This window comes from Neisseria yangbaofengii (assembly GCF_014898075.1).
Classification (GTDB): Bacteria; Pseudomonadota; Gammaproteobacteria; order Burkholderiales; family Neisseriaceae; genus Neisseria; species Neisseria yangbaofengii.
Map to the genome: position 1 here is coordinate 1,061,841 of NZ_CP062976.1, position 25,150 is coordinate 1,086,990.

Genomic DNA, 25,150 nt, shown 5'->3' on the forward strand with positions numbered 1-25,150 from the left:
AAGAAAGCTGCACAATGGTTTCTTTGCTGCCGCATTGTCATTTTAACCGATTTGATTTTGACGTTTGTCGTGCCAAGGGCGGCAAACGATGTCTAACTTACCCCGCACCCCTTGGCGGTGTACCGAAAAGAGTTATTTATGACTATGGAAAATTTTGCCCAGTTATTGGAAGAAAGCTTCACCCTGCAAGAAATGAACCCAGGTGAAGTGATTACCGCTGAAGTAGTGGCAATCGATCAAAACTTCGTTACTGTAAACGCAGGTCTGAAATCAGAATCTCTGATTGACGTAGCTGAATTCAAAAACGCTCAGGGCGAGATTGAAGTTAAAGTAGGCGATTTCGTAACCGTGACCATCGAATCCGTTGAAAACGGCTTCGGCGAAACCAAATTGTCCCGCGAAAAAGCCAAACGTGCCGCAGACTGGATTGCTTTGGAAGAAGCAATGGAAAACGGCGACATCCTGTCCGGCGTTATCAACGGCAAAGTAAAAGGCGGCTTGACTGTAATGATCAACAGCATCCGTGCCTTCCTGCCGGGTTCGCTGGTTGATGTCCGTCCGGTGAAAGACACTTCACACTTTGAAGGCAAAGAGATCGAATTCAAAGTTATCAAACTGGACAAAAAACGCAACAACGTTGTCGTATCTCGCCGTGCCGTTCTGGAAGCCACTCTGGGCGAAGAACGCAAAGCCCTGCTGGAAAACCTGCAAGAAGGCGCAGTGGTTAAAGGCATCGTTAAAAACATCACCGATTACGGTGCATTCGTTGACTTGGGCGGCATCGACGGTTTGCTGCACATCACCGATTTGGCATGGCGCCGTGTGAAACACCCAAGCGAAGTGTTGGAAGTCGGTCAAGAAGTTGAAGCCAAAGTATTGAAATTCGACCAAGACAAACAACGCGTTTCTCTGGGCATGAAACAATTGGGCGAAGACCCATGGAGCGGCCTGACCCGCCGTTATCCACAAGGTACCCGCCTGTTCGGTAAAGTGTCTAACTTGACCGACTACGGTGCATTCGTTGAAATCGAACAAGGTATCGAAGGTTTGGTACACGTTTCCGAAATGGACTGGACCAACAAAAACGTACACCCAAGCAAAGTGGTTCAACTGGGCGACGAAGTAGAAGTAATGATCTTGGAAATCGACGAAGATCGCCGCCGTATCTCTTTGGGCATGAAACAATGCCAAGCCAACCCTTGGGAAGAATTTGCCGCCAACCACAACAAAGGTGACAAAATCTCCGGTGCGGTTAAATCCATCACCGACTTCGGTGTATTCGTAGGCTTGCCTGGCGGTATCGACGGCCTGGTACACTTGTCTGACCTGTCTTGGACTGAAGCCGGCGAAGAAGCCGTACGCAAATACAAAAAAGGCGAAGAAGTTGAAGCCGTTGTATTGGCAATCGATGTTGACAAAGAACGCATCTCTTTGGGTATCAAACAGCTGGAAGGCGATCCGTTCGGCAACTTCATCAGCGTAAACGACAAAGGTTCTTTGGTTAAAGGTACTGTGAAATCAGTAGATGCCAAAGGTGCCGTAGTTGCCCTGTCTGAAGAAGTAGAAGCCTACCTGCCTGCAGCCGAATGGTCCAGCGAGCGTGTAGAAGACCTGCGCAACGTTGTGAAAGAAGGCGATGAAGTAGAAGCCGTCATTGCGACCGTTGACCGCAAAAACCGCAGCATCCGTCTGTCTGTAAAAGCCAAAGATGCCAAAGAAAACCGCGACGCTCTGAACTCAGTGAATGCTGCAGCAACTGCCAATGCCGGTACCACCAGCTTGGGCGACTTGCTGAAAGCCAAATTGTCTGGTGAAGAATAAGGTTACAGACAATGACTAAGTCAGAATTAATGGTTCGTTTGGCAGAGGTTTTTGCCGAAAAAAACGGAAATCAATTAATGGCTAAAGATGTTGAGTACAGCGTGAAGGTTTTGGTGGATACCATGACCCGTTCGCTGGCTCGCGGCCAACGTATTGAAATCCGTGGTTTCGGCAGCTTTGACTTGAACCACCGTCCAGCCCGTGTGGGTCGCAACCCGAAAACCGGCGAGCGTGTGGAAGTGCCTGAAAAGCATGTTCCGCATTTCAAGCCGGGTAAAGAATTGCGCGAACGTGTGGACTTGGCTCTGCAAGAGAACGCCAACTAAAAAACTGAGTAATCAAACGCCGCAGAGATGCGGCGTTTTTTCTTATAAATTCAAGCAATAAAGAAGTTTCGTACGATAAGTGCTTGGAGGCCGTCTGAAATCATTTATAATGGCTGCCATTCAGTTAGAATTAATAAATAATAAGGTTCGGTAATGAGTGATAGAGAAAATCTGTTTGTTCCGCCAAGTTTTGAAAACCACAGTCCGTTGACGTGGTATCAGGCCGCTGCCCAGCAGCCTAATTTTATCCGTGATGAAGCTCAAGCCATTGCCATTGAGCATTTAGACCGTTTGTGGACTGAATTGATGATGTTCAAACGCAAACGCAACCGTTTTTTAGGCCGCAGCCTGCGTTCTCCGCAAGTGCCGAAAGGCTTGTATTTTTATGGTGGCGTAGGCCGTGGTAAAAGCTTTTTGATGGATGCTTTTTTTGGCTGTCTGCCTTATAAACGCAAACGCCGTGTTCACTTCCATGCCTTTATGGCCGAAATTCATCAGCGTTTGAAAGGTTTGAAAAGCGAGGCAAATCCTCTAAAAGCCGTGGCTTCCGAAATTTCCCAAGAAACGCGTGTTTTGTGTTTTGACGAATTTCACGTCAGCGACATTGCCGATGCCATGATTCTTGGCCGCTTGCTCGAAAATCTGTTAAACGAAGGTGTGGTGTTGGTGGCAACTTCCAACTATGCGCCGTCCGAGCTTTATCCGCAAGGGCAAAACCGAAGCAGCTTTTTGCCGACTATTGCTTTGATTGAGTCCAGCCTGACAGTGTTAAATGTGGATGGCGGCGAAGATTACCGCTTGCGTACCTTGAAGCCGGCTGAAATTTTCTTTGTACCGAGCAATGAAGAAAATGAAAACAAACTGGCCGGATTGTTTAAAGAAATGGCGCATGCATCGGAATTGAATCCGGGCATCAGCATCATTCACGACCGTGAAATTCCGCATAAAGCCAAATCAGACAAAGCAATCTGGTTTGATTTCCGTGCTTTGTGCTTCGGCCCGCGTTCGCAAGCAGATTATCTGTATTTGGCAGAGAATTATGAAATTGTATTTATCTCCGGCTTAGAGCGTTTAACACCGTTGGAAAAAGCCGAAGCACGCCGCCTGACTTGGCTGATTGACGTCTTGTATGATTTCCGTGTGAAATTGTGCGCCACCAGTGCAGTTGGTGTGAATGATATTTATGTTGAAGGTGATTTTGCCGCAGAATTTACCCGCACCGCCAGCCGTATGGTAGAAATGCAGTCTGAAGTGTATTTAGGGCAGCCGCACTTGACGCTGGGTAAGAAAAAATAAGCGTAATTTTGACCGGGCGAAGCTGCTTTTTACCAAAAGCAAACGAAGTTTGGTAAAATAAAGCTTGGTAGAATTTTGAAAACCCCATTGCAAAATGCAATGAATATAAGGACATGACATGGCTATTGAACGCACCATCTCTATCGTAAAACCGGATGCCGTAGGCAAAAACGTTATCGGTAAAATTTATGACCGTTTTGAAAGCAACGGCTTGAAAATCGTTGCCGCAAAAATGAAACACCTGACTCAAGAAGAAGCCGAAGGTTTCTATGCTGTACACAAAGAGCGCCCTTTCTTTGCTGATTTGGTTAAATTCATGACCAGCGGCCCGGTAATGATTCAAGTGTTGGAAGGCGAAAATGCCGTAGTGAAAAACCGCGAGCTGATGGGGGCGACCAATCCTAAAGAAGCAGCTGCCGGTACCATTCGTGCCGACTTTGCCGAATCTATCGATGCCAATGCCGTACACGGTTCTGACAGCTTGGAAAATGCTGCCATCGAAATCGCTTACTTCTTTAACGACAGCGAAATTTGCCCTCGTTAATTGACGCATTGCCGATTTGTTTGAGGCCGTCTGAATGATTTTTCCGAATGCAATCCGTATTCGGAAAAACAGGCAGACGGCTGAAAGACTTTGTAGAATATGTTTTCAGACAGCCTTTTGTTACAACACCGAAGCGGGCAGTCTGAAAATGAAAAGCTTTTAAATTAAAGCTGTATCTTGCATCTTATACAATTTTAATTTGACAGCTTCTTTATAGTTCAAGAATACATGAAAACCAATCTACTGAATTTTGATTTGCAAGGCCTGACCGAACACTTCGCCGCGATGGGCGAAAAGCCTTTTCGTGCCAAACAGGTTATGCGTTGGATTCACCAATCGTGTGCATCTGAATTTGACGAAATGACCGATTTGGCCAAGTCTTTGCGTCAAAAATTAAACGAACAGGCTACCGTTGGCATTCCGCAATTGATGACGTCACAAGAATCGACTGACGGTACGCGCAAATGGTTGCTGGATGTAGGCACCGGTAACGGCGTGGAAACAGTTTTTATTCCCGAGGCCGAGCGCGGAACGTTGTGTATTTCATCGCAAGTCGGCTGTGCATTGGAATGCACGTTTTGTTCTACCGGCCGCCAAGGCTTCAACCGCAACTTGACCGCTGCTGAAATCATCGGCCAATTGTGGTGGGCAAACAAAGCCATGGGCGTAACGCCGAAAAATGAGCGCGTGATTTCCAATGTGGTAATGATGGGCATGGGCGAGCCGATGGCCAACTTTGACAACGTGGTCACTGCATTGAGCATTATGCTTGACGACCATGGCTATGGTTTGAGCCGCCGCCGCGTAACTGTTTCGACATCGGGTATGGTACCGCAAATGGATCGCTTGCGCGATGCTATGCCGGTTGCTTTGGCAGTATCGCTGCATGCGTCTAATGATGTCGTGCGCGATGAGATTGTGCCGTTGAACAAAAAATACCCGCTGAAAGAATTGATGGCGGCGTGTCAGCGTTATCTGGTGAAAGCACCGCGAGATTTCATCACTTTCGAATACGTTATGCTGGATGGCATTAACGACAAACCGCAACACGCACGCGAACTGAACGAATTGGTGAAAGATGTGCCGTGTAAATTCAATCTGATTCCGTTTAACCCGTTCCCGAATTCCGGTTACGACCGTTCTTCTAATGAAAATATCCGCGTATTCCGCGATATTTTGCAGCAGGCCGGTCATGTGGTGACGGTGCGTAAAACGCGCGGTGATGATATTGATGCGGCTTGCGGCCAGTTGGCGGGGCAGGTGCAGGATAAAACCAAGCGTCAGCAGAAATGGCAGCAAATTTTGGTTGAGCAACAGGGTTAAGCTATGAAATTAAACATTTTACCGTCTTTAATTGTTACCTTAACATTGGCCGCGTGCGCCGGTCCATCTGGCCCAAGCCCGCGCGAGCGTGCGAAACAGGTGTCCAACATCAAAACGCAATTGGCTTTGGAATACATGCGCGTTCAGGATTACCGCCAGGCAACGCAGGCGATTGAAGATGCGCTGGGCTCCAATGTCAAAAACGAAGTGGCTTGGCTGGTACGTGCGCAGATTTACCAATATTTGAAGGTGCAAGACAAAGCGCAAGAAAGCTTTTTGAAGGCTTTGTCGTTAAAACCGGATAGCGCGGAAATCAACAATAACTACGGCTGGTTTGTGTGCAGCCACATGAATAATCCGGCTGAATCGATTCAGTATTTTGACAAAGCGCTGTCGGATCCGACCTATCCCAGCCCGTATGTGGCGAATTTAAACAAAGGCATTTGCAGCGCGAAAATGGGTCAATTCTCATTGGCCGAAGCTTATTTAGAGCGCGCTTTGGCCGCTGCGCCGCAGTTTCCGCCGGCATTCAAAGAATTGGCACGCACTAAAATGCTGGCAGGCAGTCTGAACGATGCCGATTATTACTTCCGCCAATACCAAAGCAAAGTTGACGTATTGCAGGCAGATGATTTATTGCTGGGTTGGCGTTTGGCCAATGCGCTGGGCAACACCCAAGCCGCTTACGAATACGAAGCGCAATTAAGAACCAATTTCCCTTATTCTGAAGAACTACAGGCAGTGACGACAGGTCGATAATACATGGATAGCCAACAAAAAACAGCATACAATACCGAAGCAGCAAAAACATTGGGCAATGAGCTGCGCCAATTGCGTGAAAAGCAAGGTATCGACATCAGTGACATTGCAGGCCGTCTGAAATTATCGGCCGAGCAAATTCAAGATTTGGAAAAAGGCGATTATTCCAGCTTTTCCGGTTTGGTATTTGCCACCGGTTTTTTGCGCTCATACGCGCGTTTGTTGAAAATGGATGAGCGGCAAATTGCAGGCCGTCTGAAAACCGTTGTGCCGCAAACCGCTGAACATGTGTATGCTGTTAACCGCGAAAAAGATGCCGGTTTCAATTACCAAAGCATAGAGAAAAACGGCTTTCCAAAATGGATTTTGGGCGTGGCGGCTTTGGCATTAATAGCCGGCGGCATTTATTTATGGCAAAACAAGTCGAATTTAGAAAATAACCAGCAACACGCGCAAGACAGCAGCGCTGTGCAAAATAGTCTGCAAGTGCCGGCTTTAAAAACCGGCAATGTCGAAGTATCGAAAATGACCGAGCAAGGCACACAAGTGATTGCGGCTGCTTCTGCCGCTTCAGATATTGCCGCTTCAGCGGCGGCTTCCGAGCCGGAAATCGAAGTGGCTGCCGATGAATTGTGGGTGAAAGTACAATACCGCAGCAATCTGATTATTCATGATAAAGACGGCAAAATGGTGTTCAGCAACATCATTCCGGCCGGCAGCGAGCGCCGCTTCAAAGGCGGTGCGCCGTATGAAGTTTGGATCGGTATCGCGGCCGGTGCCGAAGCCAATTACGGTGGCATCGGCATTCGTCCGGTTGATTACCGTGTGCCGGGCAAACAGTCTGCCACCTTTATCGCAGGAAAAAAATAAACATGAACACACTCAAACGCCGCCAAACGCATCAAGTCCGCATCGATCATGTGACCGTTGGTTCCGGCGCACCGGTGGTGGTGCAATCCATGACCAACACCGACACAGCCGATGCCGAAGGCACTGCTTTACAAGTTAAAGAGTTGAGCGATGCCGGTTCGGAAATGGTGCGGATTACCGTTAACAGCCCCGAAGCAGCCTCCAAAGTGGCTGAAATCCGCCAACGCTTGGACGACATGGGTTACAACACACCATTGGTCGGTGATTTCCACTTCAACGGCGAACGCTTGTTAGCCGAATATCCCGAATGCGGCAAAGCCTTGGCCAAATACCGCATCAATCCGGGTAATGTCGGCAAAGGCGTAAAAGGCGATGAAAAATTTGCCTACATGATTCGCACTGCGGCTGAAAACAACAAAGCCGTGCGCATCGGTGTGAACTGGGGTTCTTTGGATCAAAGTCTGGCCAAGCGCATGATGGATGCCAACATGGCTTCGGCTACGCCGCGCCCGCCAGAAGAAGTGATGAAAGAAGCCTTGATTGTGTCTGCTTTGGAGTCGGCTGAAAAAGCGGTGAATTTGGGTTTGCCGGAAGACAAAATCATTTTATCATGCAAGGTCAGTGCGGTGCAGGATTTGATTCAAGTGTATCGCGAGCTGGGCAGCCGCTGCCAATATCCACTGCATTTGGGTTTGACCGAAGCAGGTATGGGCAGCAAAGGCATTGTGGCATCCACTGCGGCATTGGCAGTGTTGCTGCAAGAAGGCATTGGCGACACCATCCGCATTTCCTTGACACCAGAGCCGGGTAGTTCGCGCACGCAGGAAGTGATTGTCGGCCAAGAAATTTTGCAAACCATGGGTTTGCGTTCGTTTACACCGATGGTAACGGCTTGCCCGGGCTGTGGCCGTACCACCAGCACGGTTTTCCAAGAATTGGCGCAAGATGTGCAAAATTATCTGCGTCAAAAAATGAACGTGTGGCGCACAGTTTACCCCGGTGTAGAATCCTTAAACGTGGCCGTTATGGGCTGCGTGGTGAATGGGCCTGGCGAGAGTAAGTTGGCCGACATCGGCATCAGCCTGCCGGGTACGGGTGAAACGCCGGTCGCGCCAGTTTATGTTGATGGCGAACGCAAAGTCACCTTAAAAGGCGACAACATCGCACAAGAATTTTTGCTGATTGTCGAAGAGTATGTGAAAGAGAATTACCGTGAAGGCGGTGCAAAACGCGTTCAACCACGCGTGATTCCGATTAAAAATGCTTAATTAATATGAAAGGCCGTCTGAAAATAAATATTTCAGACGGCCTTTATTTTATAGTTTCTGTATGCTTTCAAATTTCCGAGTATCGCCGCTGATTGGGTCGGTAAACTCAATGCTTTTAGCCAATAATTTTAACGGCTTTTCATAATTTTCACAGCCTGCCGCCAGGGGAACAGGGTAAAGAGCATCGTTTGACAGTGGCATCCCCAAGCTCATCATATGTACCCGAAGCTGGTGTTTTTTGCCGGTAATCGGCTGCAAGCGGTAAAGGCTGGTTGCACCGCGGTTTTCAATCAATTCGATGGTGGTAAAGGCATTTGGTTCGCCATCGACTTCTTGGGTTAAATAAAATTTGTCACTGCGTACCATCCGTGATTGCACCGAATAAGGGTAAACCAAATCCGTGCGCGTGGGGGCAACCGCTTCATAGGTTTTACGTACTGCTTTATCCTGGAACATGGTCTGATAATCACGGCGGCTGGCCGGATTGTGCGACAACAACATCACGCCTGCCGTGTCTTTGTCTAAGCGGTGAATCGGTGTGATGTGCTCAATGTTTAAGTGTTGCAAGTCAGGGTGCAGGCGCAAGCGGGTCAGCAAGGTTTCGCGCAAGAAACGTCCGCTGGGAATAACGGGTAGGAAATGCGGTTTGTCCGCCACAATCAAATGCTCGTCAACATGCAGGATTTTTTCGTCAAACGGAATGCGCGGTTCGTCTTTGCGGCTTATTTCACGGTAATAATAAATTGTTTGGCCGGGCTGGAACGGCGTATCCGCATTCAGCGACATGCCGTCTGAATCGACTACAAATCCGCTGTTTAAGCGTTTGCGCCAACTGGCTTCATCAACAAACGGAAAACGGGTGCATAAAAAGTGCAAAAGCGGTAAGCCGTAAAACGATTTGTCGTGCGGCAATACCAGATAGCTGGGTTTTATGCCGTCGAGCAGCGGCAGGGGATTCGTGCGTGTGTTCATGCCGCATATTCTACCCGAAGCCTTGTCGGCATTGAAATGATTTTCAGACGGCCTTGCAACTGCGAAGATGCCGTCTGAAAACACAATCCGCTAAAAATAAGCTATAATTGCCGACTATTTGATTTAAGCATTCTGATTTGAAATGACACAAAAAATCCAATCCGTAAAAGGCATGAATGACCTTTTACCTGTCGAACAAAAAGATTTCAAACTCACCGCCGATTTTTGGCAGGCTTTTGAAGACATGGTCAGTCAATGGGCGCGTGCTTACGGCTACCGGCAAATCCGCACACCGATTGTGGAGCAAACGGGTTTGTTTGTGCGTTCCATCGGCGAAGAGACAGATGTGGTCGGCAAAGAAATGTACACTTTTTCCGATTCCAACGATTCGTTGAGCCTGAGCCTGCGTCCTGAAGGTACGGCTTCATGCTTGCGTGCGGTGGTGGAACACAATCTTTTGTATAACAGCCCGCAGAAATTATGGTACATGGGGCCGATGTTCCGCCGTGAACGCCCGCAAAAAGGCCGTTACCGCCAGTTTCACCAAGTGGGTATTGAAGCTTTGGGTTTTGAAGGTCCTGACATCGATGCCGAAATCATTGCCATGTCGGCCGATTTATGGAAAAAATTGGGTATTAGCGATTATTTAACGCTGGAAATCAACAGCTTGGGTAATCGTGAAGAACGCGCCGCGCATCGTGCTGCGTTGGTGGCTTATCTGACCGGATACGAGGACCAATTGGATGAAGACAGCAAGCGCCGTCTGAAAACCAATCCGCTGCGTGTATTAGATACCAAAAACCCGGAATTGCAGGAAATTTGTAATGCCGCCCCGCGCTTGGTCGATTATCTGGGCGAAGAATCACGCATGCATTACAGCCGTTTCAAAGCTATGCTGGATGGTTTGAACATTCAATACACCGAAAATCCGCGTTTGGTGCGCGGCTTGGATTACTATAACCAAACCGTGTTTGAATGGACGACCGATAAACTGGGTGCGCAAGCTACTGTGTGCGGCGGCGGCCGCTACAACGGTTTGATTGAAGAACTGGGCGGTAAGCCGGCCGCTTCGATTGGTTTTGCCATGGGTATTGAGCGCTTGCTGTTATTGGTGCACGAATACGGTTCGCTGCAAGCCAACGCCGCGCCTGATGTGTATGCCGTGCATCAAGGAGAAGGTGCCGCTTTGCAGGTGATGCAATACGCACAAGCCTTGCGCGATGAAGGATTCAATGTGCTGCAGCATTCCGGCTGTCAAAGCCTGAAAGCGCAAATGAAAAAAGCCGATGGCAGCGGAGCACATTTTGCCCTGATTGTGGCGCAAGACGAATTGGCCGAAGGCAAAGTTACGCTGAAAGACATGCAGGGCGGAAAAGGCCAAATTACCGTGGCAGCCGCTGATTTAATCAACACTTTACAACAATGGAAGAACGCATAAATGGCAGCTCATTTGGAAGAACAACAAGAGTTAGACAATTTCAAATACTTTTGGAAAAGTACCGGCCGCTGGCTGTTTGCCTTGCTGATGCTGGCTGCATTGGGCTATTTGGGCTATACCGTGTACCAAAGCCATTTGGCGAAAAAAAGCCAAGAAGCAGCCGGCGTATTGGCGCAATTGGTTGAAAAAGCGCAAAACAAAGGCGATACTAAAGCCATTAATGCCGATTTGCAAAACCTTCAGCAAAATTTTGCCGATACCATTCCGGCTGCGCAAGCAACGTTGATGGCGGCAGCGGCCGAGTTCGATGCCGGCCGTTACGATGTGGCTTCAGGCCATCTGAATTGGGTGTTGAAAAACCAAAAAGAGCCGTTGGTGCGAGCCTTGGCGGCACAGCGTTTGGCCGTGGTAAAATTGCAGCAAAAGAAATATGATGAGGCTTTGGCGGCTTTGGATACCAAAGTTGATGCCGATTACGAAGCTTTGCTGCTGGAAACCAAAGGCGATGTTTTCGTGGCGCAAAACAAAGCCAAAGAAGCGGCCGCCAGCTATGAGCAGGCATTGGCTAAATTACCGAAAAATTCGGTGGGGCGCGAATTGGTTCGAATGAAATTGGATTCGCAGAAATAAGGCCGTCTGAAAGTATAGAGGGTTTTGCTAATCTGCATGATGGTGTGAAAGCGTTGTCACAATTCGTGCAGATTCAAGAAACAAACAGCAGGCTTGCCGGGCATTGTGTCCGGCAAGCCGTTATGTGTTTTCAGACGGCCTGCAAATATAGGCCGTCTGAAAAGGAAAGTGAAAAAATGAAACCAACAATTGCATTGGTGGGGCGGCCGAATGTCGGCAAATCCACCTTATTCAACCGACTGACGCGCACCAAAGACGCGTTGGTACACGATCTACCCGGTTTGACGCGCGACCGTCATTATGGTCACGGCAAAGTGGGCAGTAAACCGTACTTAGTGATTGACACCGGTGGTTTCGAGCCGGTAGTCGATAGCGGTATTTTGCACGAAATGGCGCGCCAAACCCTGCAAGCGGTTGACGAAGCCGATGCGGTGGTGTTTCTGGTTGATGCCCGTACCGGTTTGACTCCGCAAGACAAAATCATTGCCGATCGCCTGCGTCAAAGCCCGCAGCCGGTTTATTTGGCCGTGAATAAAGGTGAGGGCGGCAATCAGGCGGTATTGTCTGCCGAATTCTTCGAGCTGGCCTTAGGTGAACCGTATGTGATTTCCGGTGCACATGGAGATGGCGTGTATTATCTGATGGAAGACATTCTGGCCGGGTTTCCGGAGCCTGAAGAAGAGGAAGAGGCCGCCAAGCATCCGGTTTTTGCCGTGATTGGCCGCCCGAATGTCGGAAAATCGACTTTGGTGAATGCCATTTTGGGCGAAGAACGAGTGATTGCGTTTGATATGGCCGGCACCACGCGCGACAGTATCCACATTGATTTCGAACGCGAAGGTAAACCATTCACCATCATCGATACTGCCGGCGTGCGTCGTCGCGGCAAGGTAGATGAAGCGGTGGAAAAATTTTCAGTGATTAAAGCCATGCAGGCGATTGAAGCGGCCAATGTTGCAGTATTGGTATTGGATGCGCAGCAAGACATCGCCGATCAAGATGCCACGATTGCCGGTTTTGCTTTGGAAGCAGGGCGTGCCTTGGTGGTCGCGGTGAACAAGTGGGACGGCATTAGCGAAGAGCGTCGCGAACAAGTGAAGCGCGACATCAACCGCAAATTGTATTTCTTGGATTTTGCCAAATTCCATTTTATTTCCGCTTTGAAAGAGCGCGGCATTGACGGTTTGTTCGACAGTATTCAAGCGGCTTACGAAGCGGCCATGATTAAAATGCCGACACCGAAAATCACTCGTGTGCTTCAGACGGCCGTCGAACGCCAACAGCCACCGCGTTCGGGCTTGACCCGTCCGAAAATGCGTTATGCACATCAAGGCGGCATGAATCCGCCGGTAATTGTGGTGCACGGCAATTCGCTGCATGCGATTTCCGACAGCTACACGCGTTATCTGACGCAAACTTTCCGCAAGGCTTTCAATCTTCAAGGTACACCGTTGCGTATTCAGTATAATGTTTCAGAAAACCCTTACGAAGAAAAAGAAGATAAGCCGAAGAAAAAACCTTTACGCCGTGCGGCTTACAGCAACCGTATTGCTAAGCGTGAAGAGCGCAAAGACGAAAAAGTGCGCAATAGCGGAGGCAAAGCGAAGAAACGCCAAGTCAGCGTGAAAAAACAACACAGCAAATAAAGCCAAACCGGAAAACGATAGCAAAATTCGTTTTCCGGTTTTCTTTAATATGTGTTGGCTTCGCCAGTCGTCAAACATGCCGGATAGAAAATAAAATTGAAAAAGAAGAAAGAGATAAGCATGAATAGAATAAATAGTTAAACAAACCGGAGCCGAATATCAGACAAACCAAGCAGGATAGAACAATAAACCCATGCTAAAAAGTTTGCATATTCTTACCCAAAATTGTTGGTAAAAATCTACATTCAAGGCTACAATCACCCATAAAGCTATTCACGGCTTTTCTTAGAATCATAATAACGGAGTAAAGAATATGACAGCTAAAGGACAAATGTTACAAGATCCTTTTTTAAATGCGTTGCGTAAAGAGCACGTACCGGTTTCGATTTACTTGGTTAACGGCATTAAGTTGCAAGGCCAAGTCGAATCATTCGACCAATACGTTGTTTTGCTGCGTAATACTTCAGTGACTCAGATGGTTTACAAACATGCTATTTCAACAATCGTTCCTGCCCGTGCGGTAAGTTTGCAGCATGAAAACAAACCGGCTGCCCAAGCACAGGCAGCTTCGCCGGTGCAAGTGGAAACCCAGTCAGCAGAATAATGCAGGTCATTATTTTTTAATACCTTACCGGTGACGGTAAGGTATTTTTATTTTCAGACGGCTTGCAAGCAATATCAAGAGAATGTCATGTTGATTCAGAATATTCTTCCTTTTACCCATCAATTATTAACCCGGCATTTAAACAATGGTGACACAGCCTTAGACGGCACGGCCGGAAATGGCCACGATACGGTTTTTTTGGCCAAAGCAGTAGGCAATCGAGGCAAAGTATGGGCGTTTGATGTGCAGCAGCAAGCCCTTGAGCAGACCAAAGCCAGATTGATGTCGGAAAACCTGCTGGACTGCGTTACTCTGGTTCATGACAGTCATCAATATATCGAACGCTATATCCGGCAGGGGGTGGATGCGGCAGTGTTCAATTTTGGCTGGTTGCCGGGTGGTGATAAAAGTATTACCACGTCAGCCGACAGCAGCCTTGCTGCGCTCAACGGCACTTTATCGCTGTTGAATCCCAACGGCATTGTGACGGCAGTGTTATACCCCGGCCATGATTCGGGCCGTGTAGAGGCTAACGCCATCGAAGCATGGGCTCAATTGTTGCCGCAGCAAGAGTTTGCCGTATTGAAATATCATTTTATCAACCGTCAAAACTATCCGCCTTATGTCTTGGCGATACAAAAGTTACGTCAAAAATGAATGTTTAGGGTAGAATGTCAGTATTCTTAGACCAACTACCATCACTACCATGCAATATTTGATTGTCAAACACAGCCACATGCTTTTTGTGGCAATTACGATTTTATTGTTTAACCTGCGTTTTTTCTTGTTGTGGAAAAATCCGCAAAAGCCTTTACCCGGCATCTTGAAAGCCTTGCCACACTTAAACGATACTATGTTATTGTTTACCGGTTTATGGCTGATGAAGCTCACCCATTTCACACCGTTTAACGCGCCTTGGTTGGCAGTAAAAATTGTTTTATTGTTGGTTTATATCGGTTTTGGCGTAGCGATGATGCGTTCTGCACCGCGCTCGAGCAAATTCTATGTAACCTATTTGTGCGCCATGGTATGTGTGGCTGCGATTGTGTACATGGCTTTATTCAAACCTTATTTCTAAGGCCGTCTGAAAAATGTCAAACCCAAAATCCGCCGTTATTGCCTTGGGCAGCAATCTGCAGAATCCTGTCCGGCAGATTCGTGCCGCATTGGCGGCGATTGCAGCCCATCCGCAAATTAAGCTCGAACGCACTTCTTCACTCTACATCACCGCGCCTGTCGGTTACGATGATCAGCCGGATTTTGTGAATGCCGTGTGTGCAGTATCGACCGATTTGAGCGGTGTCGATTTACTGGCAGCGCTGAATCAAATCGAAGCGGATTTCGGTCGCGAACGCACATTCCGTAATGCGCCTCGAACCTTGGATTTGGACATCATCGATTATCATCGCCAGAGCAGTGATGATCCGCATTTAACCTTGCCGCATCCGCGAGCGCATGAGCGCAGTTTCGTGATGAAGCCATTGGCCGAAATTTTACCCGATTTTGAATTGGGCCAACACGGTAAAGCTGCCGATATCGCCGTACGATTGGGAGATGATGGCATTCGGTTATTGAGTTAAGCGAATGAATAAAATAGGCCGTCTGAAAAGATTCAAAATTCTTTCAGACGGCATTTGATACTGTTCACCACCGCAGGGTCTGATAAAATACGGCCTGACAATAAAAAGACATATTAGGGAATCAACATGAACTATCGTTATATTGCGGTTGAAGGAGCCATCGGTAGCGGTAAATCAGAATTGAGCCGCCGTTTGGCCGCCTATTTCAATGCGCTGCATCTGACTGAAAATGCCGACCAAAATCCCTTTTTGACGCAATTTTATGCCAATGCCAATAGTCACGGTTTGGCGACCGAACTGTTTTTCCTGATGCGCCGCGCCGAAAGCGTGGACGTGATTAATGCCGAAGAAGAAAAAGGCAGCGTGATTGTGGCCGACTTTCTGCTGGAAAAGGACCAGATTTTTGTGCCGGTGGTATTGAACGATAAAGAGCAGACCCTGTTTTGGGAATTAAAACGCCGCGCCATGCCGCAATATCCTGTGCCGGATTTGGTGGTTTACCTGCAAACCGCCGCCGATACCGACCGCAAACGCCTGCAAAAACGCGGCGATGGTGTGGTGAATCTGTTTCCGGCAGGGTATCTCAACCGCATTCATGAAGAATACAGCCGCTTTTTCCACCTTTATCAAAACGCTCCTTTGCTGATTGTGAATGCTGACGAACTGGACGTTAACGGCAATGGCGAGCATTTCGACTTGCTGCTGCGCGCCATGAGTGATTTGCAGGGTAGCCGCAATTATTTGAATTTGAGTGAAAAGTAGCCTGATAGGCCGTCTGAATTTGAAACGGAATGAATATGCCAACATACGAATTTACCCTTCCATCCAGCAGCGGAGAAGATTTTCACTCTGCTGAGCACCTGCCTTTGATTGTGTATTTCTACCCGAAAGACAGCACCCCCGGTTGCACCACCGAAGGCTTGGATTTCAATGCCCGCTTGGATCAATTCAAAGCATTGGGCTACACCGTGGCCGGCATTTCGCGTGACGGAGTGAAAGCACACCAAAATTTCTGCGCCAAGCAAGGCTTTCAATTCGAACTCTTGAGCGACAAAGACGAAACCGTGTGCAAAATGTTTGATGTCATCAAGCTGAAAAAACTGTACGGCAAAGAATCTTTAGGCATCGAGCGCAGCACTTTTGTGTTGAACGAGGCCGGAGAAATCGTGCACGAATGGCGCAAGGTTAAAGTGGCCGGACATGCGCAAGAAGTGTTGGAAACGGTCAGCGGGAAATAGCGAAATAGGCCGTCTGAAAACCGTGTTCAGACGGCCTCAATCATTGAACCATCATGAACAACCTAATCGACAACCTTTTAGAACATCTCTGGCTCAACCGCCGCCTAAGCCAAAACACCCTGCAAAGCTACCGTCGGGATTTGGAAAAAGTGGCTGCACGCTTGAGCCGTAAAAATCTCGACTGGCTGAATGTCGCGCGTGAAGAGTTGGCCGAAGCGGTCTACGATGCAGCGGAAAAGCCAAGCTCGCAAGCACGGGCACTTTCGGCATGCAAAAGGTTGTATGCATGGTTGGAAGAAACCGGGCAGCATCATGACAATCCCACTACTTTTTTAAAAGCACCGAAGCAGGCGCAAAAGCTGCCTAAGCTGATTACTGAAAGCCAAATCGATCGGCTCTTGAATGCACCCGATAACGGCACGCCGCACGGTTTGCGTGATAAAGCTTTGCTGGAAGTGATGTACGCCACCGGTTTGCGTGTGACGGAAGCGGTGAAATTGCAATTGGACGATATTGATTTGAGCAAAGGTTGGATTCGCACCATTGGTAAGGGCAACAAGCAGCGCATCGTGCCTTTGGGCGGTGAGGCCGTATATTGGATTGAGCGCTATTTGCAGGAAGCACGCCCGTTGTTGCTCAAAAAGAAAATGTGTGATGAATTGTTTGTGAGTCAAAAGCGGGTCGGCATTTCCCGCCAACTGGCGTGGATGATTGTCAAAGAATATGCCGAAATGGCGGGCATTACCGCCTTAAGCCCGCATGGTTTGCGCCATGCCTTTGCCACACATTTGGTCAATCACGGCGCTGATTTGCGCGTGGTGCAAAGCTTATTGGGGCATGCCGACATCAGCACCACGCAAATTTACACCCACGTTGCCAGCCAACGCTTGAAAAGTGTGGTCGAGCAACATCACCCGAGAAACTGACTTTCAGACGGCCTTTTATTACCACAGGCCGTCCGAACATAAAGAGAATACCATGAAAACCAGTGCACGCAATCAATTCGCAGGCATCGTCAAAAGCATTCAAACCAGCGGTATTCACAGCCAAGTGGTGCTGACTTTGCCGGGTAATCATGAATTGGCCGCCACCATCACCAGCGAGAGCTGCGCCGAATTGGGTTTGAAAGAAGGTGGCACAGCGATTGCTTTGATTAAATCCACCAACATCATCATCGCCACCGATTTAAACCACATCAAACTTTCCGCCCGCAATCAGTTGAAGGGTGTGATTGCGCATGTCGAACGTGGTGCGGTCAATTCGATTATAACCTTGGATTTGGGCAGCAATATCCATATTCATGCAGGTGTCACTGTGCAGAGCACCGAACAACTTGACTTACACCCGGGGCAGTATGCCACGGCGGTGTTTAAAGCGGGTAGTGTGATTTTGGGTGTACTGGCTTAATCATCTATAGACAGAAGCCGTCTGAAAGCAAATAGTGTTTTCAGACGGCCTTTTTATAGGAAAAAAACAAATGGTTATTTATATTTTAGTAATTTTATCAAGATTAATAATTTAATAAAAAATTTCCAACGATTTTATGCAAACAATGGATTGCAATAGGAACAGTTTTTATTTATATTTACGTTTAAGAATAAAATTAAATCTCATTATGAGATGGAATCAGGAGCACTCACATGTTTGTATGCATTTGTAACGCCATCACCGATCGCGACATCAAAGAATCTGTTGCCTCAGGTGCCGCGACCATGAGCGATTTGCAAGACCAATTGGGTGTAGCCACTTGCTGCGGTTGTTGCAGCGATTTGGCTGCTTCGTTCCTGAACGCCGGTACATCTGTCCAAACCACGGTGATTGCAGGCATCAACATTCAAGCCTAAATTGACAGAATACATCAAGGCCGTCTGAAAATTTTCAGACGGCCTTTGCATTGTGTATCAGATAAACAATCAGGTAAAACACATGTAAAGCGATGTGGCTTAAGTTTACCGCTAAGCGAGAGATATTTGAAACTCATTAAAAATAAGTTGCCGATTTTTGAAAATTTGACTATTCTTGACACCTGCTTACATTTTATGGCAAAACCATCGGCATTTTCAAACAGCCCATTTTGGTTTTGGCGTAGAAAAGTAAAGCTTGGATTGGTCATGTCTGTGGCGGTTTCAAACCGGTATGGCGCATGATGTTTGATTGTACAGATAAGAAAAACAGGTGTTACAAATGAATTCTTCAGGAAATCAAAAGGCATCGCTGTGGGCTGTCGGCCTGATGCTGTTTGCTTTGTTTTTTGGTGCCGGTAATTTGATTTTCCCTGCTTTTTTGGGACAGCAGGCCGGTGAAAATTGGTTTTCGGCCATGCTCGGTTTCTTACTGACCGGTGCCGGTTTGCCGTTATTGGGCGTGATTGCGATTGGTTATTCCAATTCGCGCGATGTGCAGGTATTGGCCTCACGCGTAACTCCTTTATACGGCATTTTATTTGCTTCGGTGCTCTATTTGGCGATTGGCCCTTTGTTTGCTACGCCGCGCACGGCAACAGTATCGTTTGAAATCGGTGTAGTGCCTTATATCAGCGAAGAAAACAAAACGCTGGGCTTGGCATTATTCAGTTTGTTCTTTTTCGGTGTGGCTTACTGGCTGTCGCTGTCACCGGGTAAACTGGTGGGCCGTATCGGTAAAATTTTGACGCCTGTGTTATTGGTGACGATTGCCATTTTGATGGGCTATGCCGCAATGAATCCGATGGGGGCATTGGCTGCACCGCAAGGTGATTTTGCCGTTCGTCCGTTTACCAAAGGTATTTTGGAAGGCTACGGCACCATGGATGCGCTGGCCTCATTGGTATTCGCCATCATCGTAATTGATGCCGTGCGCGCCATGGGCGTGGACAACCGCGCGGGACTGTTGCGTACTACTACCATTGCCGGTGTGGTAGCCGCTGCTTGCTTGGCGGTGGTTTACTTGATGATCGGCTACATGGGCGCGACCAGTGTGGCCGGTTTGGGCATGCAGGAAAATGGCGCGGCAGTATTGTCGAAAACCGCGCAATACTACTTTGGCAACGGTGGCAATATTTTGCTGAGCGTGATTGTATTTTTGGCGTGTTTGAGTACCGCAATCGGTTTGATTGTAGCCAATGCCGAATTCTTCAACCGCTTGTGCCCGGGCATTTCTTACAAAACGTTTGTGACCATTTTTACTTTGGTGTCGATGGGTTTTGCCAACAAAGGTTTGGCCGGTATCATCAGCTTCTCGATTCCGGTGTTGATGCTGCTGTATCCGCTGACCGTGGTGATTATTTTGCTGGCGTTCTTGCATAACCTGTTTGGCGGTGGCCGCATTGTGTATATCTGTACCATTTTCTTCACCTTGATTGTCGGTGTGCTGGATGCGTACAAAGCTGCATTCGGTTTCAGCGATGAAACAGCTGCTGCGATTAACAACACTTTGCCGCTGTACGATATCGGCTTGGGCTGGGTAGTGCCTGCGGTGGTCGGTTTTATTTTAGGCTGTATCTTGAACGCAGTATTTAAAAAGAAAGCTTAATCTGTTTGCTAAATAAGCAGAATAATGGCCGTCTGAAAAAAGATAAACGAAATCTTTTTCAGACGGCCTTTTTGCCGGCATTCTGTTTTACAATAGCGATTCGCTCGTTTAACAGCATTTGATTCAGCATACTTGGATTGGTTATGTCCGCCATTTTTACCATTACCGCACCGGTTTTTTTGATGATTGCCATCGGTTATGGCGCGATGCGGCAACAGATTTTCAGCCGTGAGCAGCTCGACGGCTTGGGTAAGTTCGTCATCAAAATCGGTATGCCGATGATGGTGTTTAATGCTATTGCTACGCGGCCGATTGCCGATGTGTTCAAACCTGAATATTTTTACGGCTATACGCTGGCTTCGGGTTTGCTGTTTTTTATCAGTTGGTACGCCACTAAAAAACGCGGCCTAGATCCGAAATTGGCCGCGTTGAACGGTTTGGCGGTAGGGATGTCGAATTCCGGTTTTGTCGGTTATCCGTTGCTACTGATGGCGATTGGTCCTGCGGCCGGTGTATATTTTGCCATGAACGTGCTGACGGAAAACTTGCTGATTCTGCCGCTCATGTTTATTTTTTTGGATTTGGCCAAGGGCGGACAAACCAATTATTGGGCGTTGTTTACCCGTATCGGCAAAGTCCTGCTGCTCAATCCGATTATCATTGCCATGCCGATTGGCTTGATTTTTGCTTTCGGTTGGCTGCCATTGCCGCCCTTCATGGACAAACTTTCCGCCATGCTGGCAACGGCCACGTCACCGTTGGCCTTATTTATGATTGGCGGTAACCTTTACGGCATGAGTATCCGTGGCAATGTGAAAGATATGGCATGGGTGACGTTCGGTAAATTGGCTTTGTGTCCGCTGGTAGTGTTTGCCTGTTTGCGGCTGATGGGGGCGGATAAAGATATGTTGTTTGCCGGCGTATTGTTTGCCACTGCACCGATGGCCAGCCTGTATGCGCTGTTTGGCGGCATTCACGGCTTTGCCAAGGAAACATCGGGGGCGATGTTGATGGCGACTGTGTTGTCGATTATTCCCATTTCGCTGGTGTTGATGTGGCATCATTAAATGATGGTAAAACGAAGGAAACGATAAATGAAATTGACTTTGATGTTCCGCGAGTATTGCAGCTTGTGCCACAAAATGCGCGAGCAATTACAGCCGTTTCAACAGGAATTCGGTTTTGAATTAGCCGTAATTGATGTGGATGAGGATCCGGTTTTAGAAGAAAAATACAATGAATTGGTGCCGGTGTTGCTGCATGGCGAGCATGAAATCTGCCATTGGTTTTTAGAAGAAGACAAATTAAAAGCGTATCTTCAAGCGCAATCTTGATATAACCATGCCGTCTGAAATTTCAGACGGCATGGTAAAAGTGGTAAAGGTGCAACCTGGCTGGTGCACCTTGATTTTGATTAACGGCTTTTTGCTTGTGCAGGAGCCGTCGGTTTGTTGCTGAAAGAGGCGCGTTTGGCGGCCTGGAAAATTGACTGACGTCGACGATGTTGCATAGAAATATTTCCTTTCACTTTGTTGCTTTTTTGTGCAGTTATGTTTTTTATCAAACCTGCAATATTTATTGTGAGATGTTATGTTGGCATAATAGGCGCTTTTCACAGAATTGAATACAGTAATTATGTAAAGTTGCTGTGTTTTTCTGTTAGTGCGTATCATAGCGCACAATGATGGCAAAATTTTGGCGTAAGATAAAAAAGGCCGTCTGAAACGATTGAATCAGTTTCAGACGGCCTTATTATTTTATCGGCTGCTTAGTTTAATTTGCTCATGATGTCGTTCAAGGCTTTTTGCCAGTCGGAGGCTTTTACTTTGAAATCACGTTCGATTTTATGATTATCCATCACGCTGTATGTCGGGCGCGGAGCGGGAACGGGGTATTCACTGCTTGGAATGCCTTTGAGTTCAGGTATTTTGAAGCCTTCGATATGCTTGGCTGCGGCTTGGAATACCGCATCGGCAAATTCGCACCAACTTACGGATTTGTCGCCGCAATAGTGGTAAATGCCGCGACGCATTTCCGGTTCGCCAATAATGCTGACAATGGCTGCGGCCAAATCACCCGCATAGGTCGGGTTGCCGGTTTGGTCGTTAACGACGGACAAACTGTCACGTTCGCCGGCCAAGCGCAGCATGGTTTTGACAAAGTTGTTGCCGTATTCGCTGAATAGCCAGGATGTACGGATAATCACGGCTTCGGGGTGTGCGGCCAAGGTCAACAGTTCGCCTGCCAGTTTGCTTTTGCCGTAAACGCTTTGCGGATTGGTCGAATCTGTTGTGCGGTAAGGGCTTTTGGCGTTGCCGTCAAACACGTAATCAGTGGAAACATGAATAAAGCGCGCATGAATTTTTTGTGCGGCGGCAGCCAAATGATGCACGGCTTGGGCATTTACGGCAAAGGCATTACTCACGTCGGTTTCGGCTTTATCGACAGCAGTATAGGCAGCGGCATTCACCACGACATCGGGCTGGAAATTTTGCACCATGTTGTTTACGGCTTCGGCATCGGTAATGTTTAAAGAGCTTGAATCCGTGGCAATCAATTCCCAATTTTCAGGCAGGCGGTCGCGCAGACAACGGGCTAATTGGCCTTTCGAGCCGGTCAGTAAAATTCGCATATGGGCTTCTCCTTGCTGTCGGAACAATAAAATAAAGCGGGGCTGTAATCAGTCGTATTATAGAGCAAATTCGCATAACCGATTATCCGGAAATTTATTTTCTTATTTATTTTTTTTATCAAAAAATATTTTTTAGGTTATACTCGAAAACAAGTTTTCAGACGGCCTTCAAAGATGACGGCATGATGGAAAATTTTTTGACACATGTATGTGACGGAGAGAGCAATGTTTAAAAAATGGTTGGCCGTTTTGGCCGTGATGACATCGATGTTCGGCTTGAGCGGTTGCGGTTACAACACCATGCAAACGCAAGACGAAGCGGCTAATGCGGCTTGGTCGGAAGTGTTGAACCAATATCAACGCCGCTCGGATTTGATTCCGAATCTGGTGAATACGGTGAAGGGTTATGCGACTCATGAAGAAGAAGTGCTTACCAAAGTTACCGAAGCGCGCAGCAAAGTAGGCAGCATGCAGTTGAGCGCGGAAGATGCCGGCAATCCTGAAAAATTGAAGCAATTCCAACAAGCGCAGGGTGAGTTGAGTGGTGCGTTGTCGCGTTTATTGGTGGTGTCGGAAAACTATCCGCAATTGAAAGCCGATCAAAATTTCCGCGATTTGCAGGCGCAACTGGAAGGCACGGAAAACCGTATTTCCATCGCGCGCAACAGCTACATCAAAGCGGTGCAAACTTATAACACCACTTTGCGCCAGTTTCCGCAAAACATTACTGCAAAAATTTTCGGTATGCAGCCGCGCGCGAATTTCAGCGTAGAGAATGAAGGTGCGATTTCAAATGCGCCTGCCGTGCAGTTTTAAGAGCTAACTTTTTCAGACGGCCGGAGACCTTTGTAAAACCTCGGATTTGAGTACAGTTCAAAGTTATGGTAGCGCAGAAAGCGTATATATCATGAAGATAGGCAAGCTTTCGAGCAACGTATAACGAAGAAATGTGCCGAAAATGGGGATTTTGCAAAGGTCTCGGTCTGTTCATCGTGGATAGTCCGTCTGAAATCATGGATAAAATGGTTCGTAACCATAAAAATCCGGAAAGGCAAAGCTATGCAGTCCGTGATTCATAAAACAGGTCTCGCGCTGGCCATGCTGCTGAGCAGTTTTTTGCTGTTTGCTGCCGAATTAACCGCCATTCCGCCGCTCACAGCGCCGGTGATGGACAGTGCGCAGATGATGAGCGCCGAAGCGCGTGTCGAATTGAATACGCATTTGACGCAATACAGCAAAGAAAAAGGCAGCCAGATTGTGGTGTTGACCGTGCCGGCGATTTCTCCGGAAAGCCCGTTCGATTATGCCTTGCGTGTGATGGAAACATGGCAGCCGGGCCGCAAAGATATCAACGACGGCGTCTTGTTGCTGCTGGTGCGTGATGAACGCAAAACACATTTGGCTGTGGGCCGCGGCTTAGAAGGCGCAATTCCTGATGTGTACGCCAAACGCATTTTAGATGATGTAATGCGACCTTATCTGCAGCAAGGTCAAACTGACGCTGCGATTTATCAGGCTGTCGGCCAAATCGAACGGCTGATTGCCGGAGAAGGTTTGCCGGAAGCGGCGACCAGTGAATATTCCGGCCCGGCCGGTGAAGATGCATGGATGATGCTACTGTTTGTGCCGCTCGTGGCCGGCAGTTTCTTGAAATCCATGTTTGGCCGTATTTTAGGCAGTCTGATTACCGGCGGTGTGATGTTCGGCTTAACGGCAATGTTCGGCTGGGCATTATGGATTGGCATCATTGCAGCCATCGGCGGAGCCTTATTCACTTTCTTATTAGGTTCGAGTGCCTTTATTTCCGGCGGCGGCGGTGGTTTTGGCGGCAGTAGCCCGCGTGGCGGCTGGAGAAACGGCGGAGGTGGCTTCGGAGGAGGCGGTTTCGGCGGTGGCGGTTTCGGCGGTGGCGGCGGTAATTTTGGCGGCGGCGGTGCTTCAGGGAGCTGGTAATGGAACAAAATAGATTTAAACGTTTATGGCAACACTGGAAATATCCGCGCTGGCGTGTAGAGAAATTTTTTCCTACTGCGGATTTAGAACGTATCAGCCGCGAAATCGGTTTTTCAGAACAAAAACACGCCGGTCAAATCCGCTTTGTAGTCGAATCGCGCTATGCCAACAGTGAAATATTGGCTGGTGTCGATCCGCATACCCGTGCGTTGCAATGGTTCGGGCAATTGGGCGTATGGGACACCGAACACAACAGCGGCGTGCTGGTGTATGTTTCTTTTGCTGATCATGTGGTAGAAATTGCAGCCGACCGCGGTGTCAATCGTAAGGTGCCGCAGGAAAAATGGCAGGAAATTTGTAATTTGATTCGTGAATCTTTCCGCAAGGAAGAATACATCAAAGGCTTGGAAAATGGTTTACAAGCCGTTAGCGATGTCTTGGTTGAATTTTATCCACGTGAACTCAATACGATTTATCGTGATGACTTGGATAATGATATCATGATGGTGTAAAGAATATATTTGTTCAAAGGCTGTCTTTGGTCGTCTGAAAATCGAATCATCGGTTTCAGACGGCCTTTTTAGTGTTGTAAAAATGAAAAACGGTTTGTTTAATATCCAATGAGGCTGAAATTTTATAGAGAAATAAATTGCATCATAAAACAATATAGTTATATGTAAATATATTGGTAAATCATATTTAATTTACATAATAATAATGGCAGTAAATCCACTAAAAAA

General features: G+C 47.7%; 28 protein-coding genes. 26 read left to right on the forward strand and 2 right to left on the reverse strand.

Annotation, left to right across the window (positions count from 1 at the left end; translation table 11 throughout):
* The first annotated feature begins 138 nt into the window (after positions 1 to 138).
* From rpsA to ispG, 8 genes are all read left to right on the forward strand, one after another.
* Entirely contained in the window at positions 139 to 1,821 is a 1,683-nt protein-coding gene (rpsA, locus tag H4O27_RS05060) for a 30S ribosomal protein S1 (protein WP_165008035.1), read from the forward strand.
* A gap of 11 nt (positions 1,822 to 1,832) precedes the next feature.
* On the forward strand, positions 1,833 to 2,147 hold the full coding sequence (locus tag H4O27_RS05065) for an integration host factor subunit beta (RefSeq protein ID WP_095503440.1): 315 nt from the start codon (positions 1,833 to 1,835) through the stop codon (positions 2,145 to 2,147).
* A 153-nt stretch (positions 2,148 to 2,300) separates the two neighbouring features.
* Complete coding sequence (gene zapE, locus H4O27_RS05070; protein WP_165008037.1) at positions 2,301 to 3,443, forward strand: cell division protein ZapE; 1,143 nt, start codon at positions 2,301 to 2,303, stop codon at positions 3,441 to 3,443.
* Between the two features lie 118 nt (positions 3,444 to 3,561).
* Positions 3,562 to 3,987, forward strand: coding sequence for a nucleoside-diphosphate kinase (gene ndk, locus H4O27_RS05075; RefSeq protein WP_165008039.1), 426 nt, complete (start codon positions 3,562 to 3,564; stop codon positions 3,985 to 3,987).
* Between the two features lie 228 nt (positions 3,988 to 4,215).
* Positions 4,216 to 5,310: a dual-specificity RNA methyltransferase RlmN gene (rlmN, locus tag H4O27_RS05080; RefSeq protein WP_165008041.1), complete on the forward strand. Its 1,095-nt coding sequence runs from the start codon at positions 4,216 to 4,218 to the stop codon at positions 5,308 to 5,310.
* A gap of 3 nt (positions 5,311 to 5,313) precedes the next feature.
* Positions 5,314 to 6,069 carry a type IV pilus biogenesis/stability protein PilW gene (pilW, locus tag H4O27_RS05085; RefSeq protein WP_165008043.1) on the forward strand — a complete coding sequence of 252 codons (756 nt, stop codon included), beginning with the start codon at positions 5,314 to 5,316 and terminating at the stop codon, positions 6,067 to 6,069.
* A 3-nt stretch (positions 6,070 to 6,072) separates the two neighbouring features.
* Positions 6,073 to 6,939 (forward strand): helix-turn-helix domain-containing protein, encoded by an 867-nt coding sequence (locus tag H4O27_RS05090; RefSeq protein WP_165008045.1) that lies wholly within the window; start codon positions 6,073 to 6,075, stop codon positions 6,937 to 6,939.
* A gap of 2 nt (positions 6,940 to 6,941) precedes the next feature.
* Positions 6,942 to 8,207, forward strand: coding sequence for a flavodoxin-dependent (E)-4-hydroxy-3-methylbut-2-enyl-diphosphate synthase (ispG, locus tag H4O27_RS05095; RefSeq protein ID WP_165008047.1), 1,266 nt, complete (start codon positions 6,942 to 6,944; stop codon positions 8,205 to 8,207).
* A gap of 48 nt (positions 8,208 to 8,255) precedes the next feature.
* On the opposite strand, the gene H4O27_RS05100 is transcribed toward ispG, so the two are convergent.
* Positions 8,256 to 9,179 carry a pseudouridine synthase gene (locus H4O27_RS05100; RefSeq protein WP_165008049.1) on the reverse strand — a complete coding sequence of 308 codons (924 nt, stop codon included), beginning with the start codon at positions 9,177 to 9,179 and terminating at the stop codon, positions 8,256 to 8,258.
* A gap of 142 nt (positions 9,180 to 9,321) precedes the next feature.
* Between H4O27_RS05100 and hisS the strand changes: the two genes are divergently transcribed.
* The 15 genes from hisS (at position 9,322) to H4O27_RS05175 (ending at position 21,159) form a co-directional block, all read left to right on the forward strand.
* Positions 9,322 to 10,617: a histidine--tRNA ligase gene (gene hisS, locus H4O27_RS05105; RefSeq protein WP_165008051.1), complete on the forward strand. Its 1,296-nt coding sequence runs from the start codon at positions 9,322 to 9,324 to the stop codon at positions 10,615 to 10,617.
* Positions 10,618 to 11,247 (forward strand): YfgM family protein, encoded by a 630-nt coding sequence (locus H4O27_RS05110; protein ID WP_165008053.1) that lies wholly within the window; start codon positions 10,618 to 10,620, stop codon positions 11,245 to 11,247. It begins immediately after the preceding gene.
* A 176-nt stretch (positions 11,248 to 11,423) separates the two neighbouring features.
* Positions 11,424 to 12,893, forward strand: a complete 1,470-nt coding sequence (der, locus tag H4O27_RS05115) for a ribosome biogenesis GTPase Der (RefSeq protein ID WP_165008054.1) — start codon at positions 11,424 to 11,426, stop codon at positions 12,891 to 12,893.
* A gap of 313 nt (positions 12,894 to 13,206) precedes the next feature.
* Positions 13,207 to 13,497: an RNA chaperone Hfq gene (gene hfq / locus H4O27_RS05120; RefSeq protein WP_165008056.1), complete on the forward strand. Its 291-nt coding sequence runs from the start codon at positions 13,207 to 13,209 to the stop codon at positions 13,495 to 13,497.
* A gap of 87 nt (positions 13,498 to 13,584) precedes the next feature.
* Entirely contained in the window at positions 13,585 to 14,154 is a 570-nt protein-coding gene (gene mnmM / locus H4O27_RS05125; RefSeq protein WP_165008058.1) for a tRNA 5-(aminomethyl)-2-thiouridylate-methyltransferase MnmM, read from the forward strand.
* A gap of 49 nt (positions 14,155 to 14,203) precedes the next feature.
* Positions 14,204 to 14,575 (forward strand): SirB2 family protein, encoded by a 372-nt coding sequence (locus tag H4O27_RS05130; protein ID WP_165008059.1) that lies wholly within the window; start codon positions 14,204 to 14,206, stop codon positions 14,573 to 14,575.
* Between the two features lie 13 nt (positions 14,576 to 14,588).
* Complete coding sequence (gene folK / locus H4O27_RS05135) at positions 14,589 to 15,077, forward strand: 2-amino-4-hydroxy-6-hydroxymethyldihydropteridine diphosphokinase (RefSeq protein WP_165008061.1); 489 nt, start codon at positions 14,589 to 14,591, stop codon at positions 15,075 to 15,077.
* A gap of 126 nt (positions 15,078 to 15,203) precedes the next feature.
* Positions 15,204 to 15,839 (forward strand): deoxynucleoside kinase, encoded by a 636-nt coding sequence (locus H4O27_RS05140; RefSeq protein ID WP_165008063.1) that lies wholly within the window; start codon positions 15,204 to 15,206, stop codon positions 15,837 to 15,839.
* 35 nt (positions 15,840 to 15,874) lie between these two features.
* Complete coding sequence (locus H4O27_RS05145) at positions 15,875 to 16,315, forward strand: peroxiredoxin (protein WP_165008065.1); 441 nt, start codon at positions 15,875 to 15,877, stop codon at positions 16,313 to 16,315.
* Between the two features lie 53 nt (positions 16,316 to 16,368).
* On the forward strand, positions 16,369 to 17,241 hold the full coding sequence (xerD, locus tag H4O27_RS05150; RefSeq protein WP_193004346.1) for a site-specific tyrosine recombinase XerD: 873 nt from the start codon (positions 16,369 to 16,371) through the stop codon (positions 17,239 to 17,241).
* Positions 17,242 to 17,293: 52 nt separating this feature from the next.
* Entirely contained in the window at positions 17,294 to 17,722 is a 429-nt protein-coding gene (locus H4O27_RS05155) for a TOBE domain-containing protein (protein ID WP_165008067.1), read from the forward strand.
* A 233-nt stretch (positions 17,723 to 17,955) separates the two neighbouring features.
* Entirely contained in the window at positions 17,956 to 18,159 is a 204-nt protein-coding gene (locus H4O27_RS05160) for a (2Fe-2S)-binding protein (RefSeq protein WP_165008069.1), read from the forward strand.
* 340 nt (positions 18,160 to 18,499) lie between these two features.
* Entirely contained in the window at positions 18,500 to 19,825 is a 1,326-nt protein-coding gene (brnQ, locus tag H4O27_RS05165) for a branched-chain amino acid transport system II carrier protein (RefSeq protein WP_165008071.1), read from the forward strand.
* Positions 19,826 to 19,968: 143 nt separating this feature from the next.
* Positions 19,969 to 20,892, forward strand: a complete 924-nt coding sequence (locus tag H4O27_RS05170) for an AEC family transporter (RefSeq protein ID WP_165008073.1) — start codon at positions 19,969 to 19,971, stop codon at positions 20,890 to 20,892.
* 27 nt (positions 20,893 to 20,919) lie between these two features.
* A complete protein-coding gene (locus tag H4O27_RS05175) occupies positions 20,920 to 21,159 on the forward strand; it encodes a glutaredoxin family protein (RefSeq protein WP_165008075.1) in 240 nt (79 codons plus the stop codon).
* A 434-nt stretch (positions 21,160 to 21,593) separates the two neighbouring features.
* Here H4O27_RS05175 and rfbD read toward each other — a convergent pair whose 3' ends face one another.
* Entirely contained in the window at positions 21,594 to 22,484 is an 891-nt protein-coding gene (gene rfbD, locus H4O27_RS05180) for a dTDP-4-dehydrorhamnose reductase (protein ID WP_226883440.1), read from the reverse strand.
* Positions 22,485 to 22,682: 198 nt separating this feature from the next.
* Here rfbD and H4O27_RS05185 point away from each other — a divergent pair, with 198 nt between their 5' ends.
* The 3 genes from H4O27_RS05185 to H4O27_RS05195 all read left to right on the forward strand — a co-directional run bounded on the left by H4O27_RS05185 (position 22,683) and on the right by H4O27_RS05195 (position 24,922).
* Entirely contained in the window at positions 22,683 to 23,273 is a 591-nt protein-coding gene (locus H4O27_RS05185; protein ID WP_165008079.1) for a LemA family protein, read from the forward strand.
* A 243-nt stretch (positions 23,274 to 23,516) separates the two neighbouring features.
* Entirely contained in the window at positions 23,517 to 24,410 is an 894-nt protein-coding gene (locus tag H4O27_RS05190; protein WP_193004349.1) for a TPM domain-containing protein, read from the forward strand.
* Positions 24,410 to 24,922, forward strand: coding sequence for a TPM domain-containing protein (locus H4O27_RS05195; protein ID WP_165008081.1), 513 nt, complete (start codon positions 24,410 to 24,412; stop codon positions 24,920 to 24,922). Before H4O27_RS05190 ends, H4O27_RS05195 begins: the two co-directional genes overlap by 1 nt.
* Positions 24,923 to 25,150 lie beyond the last annotated feature (228 nt).

Excerpts from the sequence above, each read along its gene's own strand:
- rpsA (WP_165008035.1), top strand. The coding sequence starts at position 139 with ATGACTATGGAAAATTTTGCCCAGTTATTGGAAGAAAGCTTCACCCTG.
- H4O27_RS05065 (WP_095503440.1), top strand. The coding sequence starts at position 1,833 with ATGACTAAGTCAGAATTAATGGTTCGTTTGGCAGAGGTTTTTGCCGAA.
- zapE (WP_165008037.1), top strand. The coding sequence starts at position 2,301 with ATGAGTGATAGAGAAAATCTGTTTGTTCCGCCAAGTTTTGAAAACCAC.
- ndk (WP_165008039.1), top strand. The coding sequence starts at position 3,562 with ATGGCTATTGAACGCACCATCTCTATCGTAAAACCGGATGCCGTAGGC.
- rlmN (WP_165008041.1), top strand. The coding sequence starts at position 4,216 with ATGAAAACCAATCTACTGAATTTTGATTTGCAAGGCCTGACCGAACAC.
- pilW (WP_165008043.1), top strand. The coding sequence starts at position 5,314 with ATGAAATTAAACATTTTACCGTCTTTAATTGTTACCTTAACATTGGCC.
- H4O27_RS05090 (WP_165008045.1), top strand. The coding sequence starts at position 6,073 with ATGGATAGCCAACAAAAAACAGCATACAATACCGAAGCAGCAAAAACA.
- ispG (WP_165008047.1), top strand. The coding sequence starts at position 6,942 with ATGAACACACTCAAACGCCGCCAAACGCATCAAGTCCGCATCGATCAT.
- H4O27_RS05100 (WP_165008049.1), bottom strand. The coding sequence starts at position 9,179 with ATGAACACACGCACGAATCCCCTGCCGCTGCTCGACGGCATAAAACCC.
- hisS (WP_165008051.1), top strand. The coding sequence starts at position 9,322 with ATGACACAAAAAATCCAATCCGTAAAAGGCATGAATGACCTTTTACCT.
- H4O27_RS05110 (WP_165008053.1), top strand. The coding sequence starts at position 10,618 with ATGGCAGCTCATTTGGAAGAACAACAAGAGTTAGACAATTTCAAATAC.
- der (WP_165008054.1), top strand. The coding sequence starts at position 11,424 with ATGAAACCAACAATTGCATTGGTGGGGCGGCCGAATGTCGGCAAATCC.
- hfq (WP_165008056.1), top strand. The coding sequence starts at position 13,207 with ATGACAGCTAAAGGACAAATGTTACAAGATCCTTTTTTAAATGCGTTG.
- mnmM (WP_165008058.1), top strand. The coding sequence starts at position 13,585 with ATGTTGATTCAGAATATTCTTCCTTTTACCCATCAATTATTAACCCGG.
- H4O27_RS05130 (WP_165008059.1), top strand. The coding sequence starts at position 14,204 with ATGCAATATTTGATTGTCAAACACAGCCACATGCTTTTTGTGGCAATT.
- folK (WP_165008061.1), top strand. The coding sequence starts at position 14,589 with ATGTCAAACCCAAAATCCGCCGTTATTGCCTTGGGCAGCAATCTGCAG.
- H4O27_RS05140 (WP_165008063.1), top strand. The coding sequence starts at position 15,204 with ATGAACTATCGTTATATTGCGGTTGAAGGAGCCATCGGTAGCGGTAAA.
- H4O27_RS05145 (WP_165008065.1), top strand. The coding sequence starts at position 15,875 with ATGCCAACATACGAATTTACCCTTCCATCCAGCAGCGGAGAAGATTTT.
- xerD (WP_193004346.1), top strand. The coding sequence starts at position 16,369 with ATGAACAACCTAATCGACAACCTTTTAGAACATCTCTGGCTCAACCGC.
- H4O27_RS05155 (WP_165008067.1), top strand. The coding sequence starts at position 17,294 with ATGAAAACCAGTGCACGCAATCAATTCGCAGGCATCGTCAAAAGCATT.
- H4O27_RS05160 (WP_165008069.1), top strand. The coding sequence starts at position 17,956 with ATGTTTGTATGCATTTGTAACGCCATCACCGATCGCGACATCAAAGAA.
- brnQ (WP_165008071.1), top strand. The coding sequence starts at position 18,500 with ATGAATTCTTCAGGAAATCAAAAGGCATCGCTGTGGGCTGTCGGCCTG.
- H4O27_RS05170 (WP_165008073.1), top strand. The coding sequence starts at position 19,969 with ATGTCCGCCATTTTTACCATTACCGCACCGGTTTTTTTGATGATTGCC.
- H4O27_RS05175 (WP_165008075.1), top strand. The coding sequence starts at position 20,920 with ATGAAATTGACTTTGATGTTCCGCGAGTATTGCAGCTTGTGCCACAAA.
- H4O27_RS05185 (WP_165008079.1), top strand. The coding sequence starts at position 22,683 with ATGTTTAAAAAATGGTTGGCCGTTTTGGCCGTGATGACATCGATGTTC.
- H4O27_RS05190 (WP_193004349.1), top strand. The coding sequence starts at position 23,517 with ATGCAGTCCGTGATTCATAAAACAGGTCTCGCGCTGGCCATGCTGCTG.
- H4O27_RS05195 (WP_165008081.1), top strand. The coding sequence starts at position 24,410 with ATGGAACAAAATAGATTTAAACGTTTATGGCAACACTGGAAATATCCG.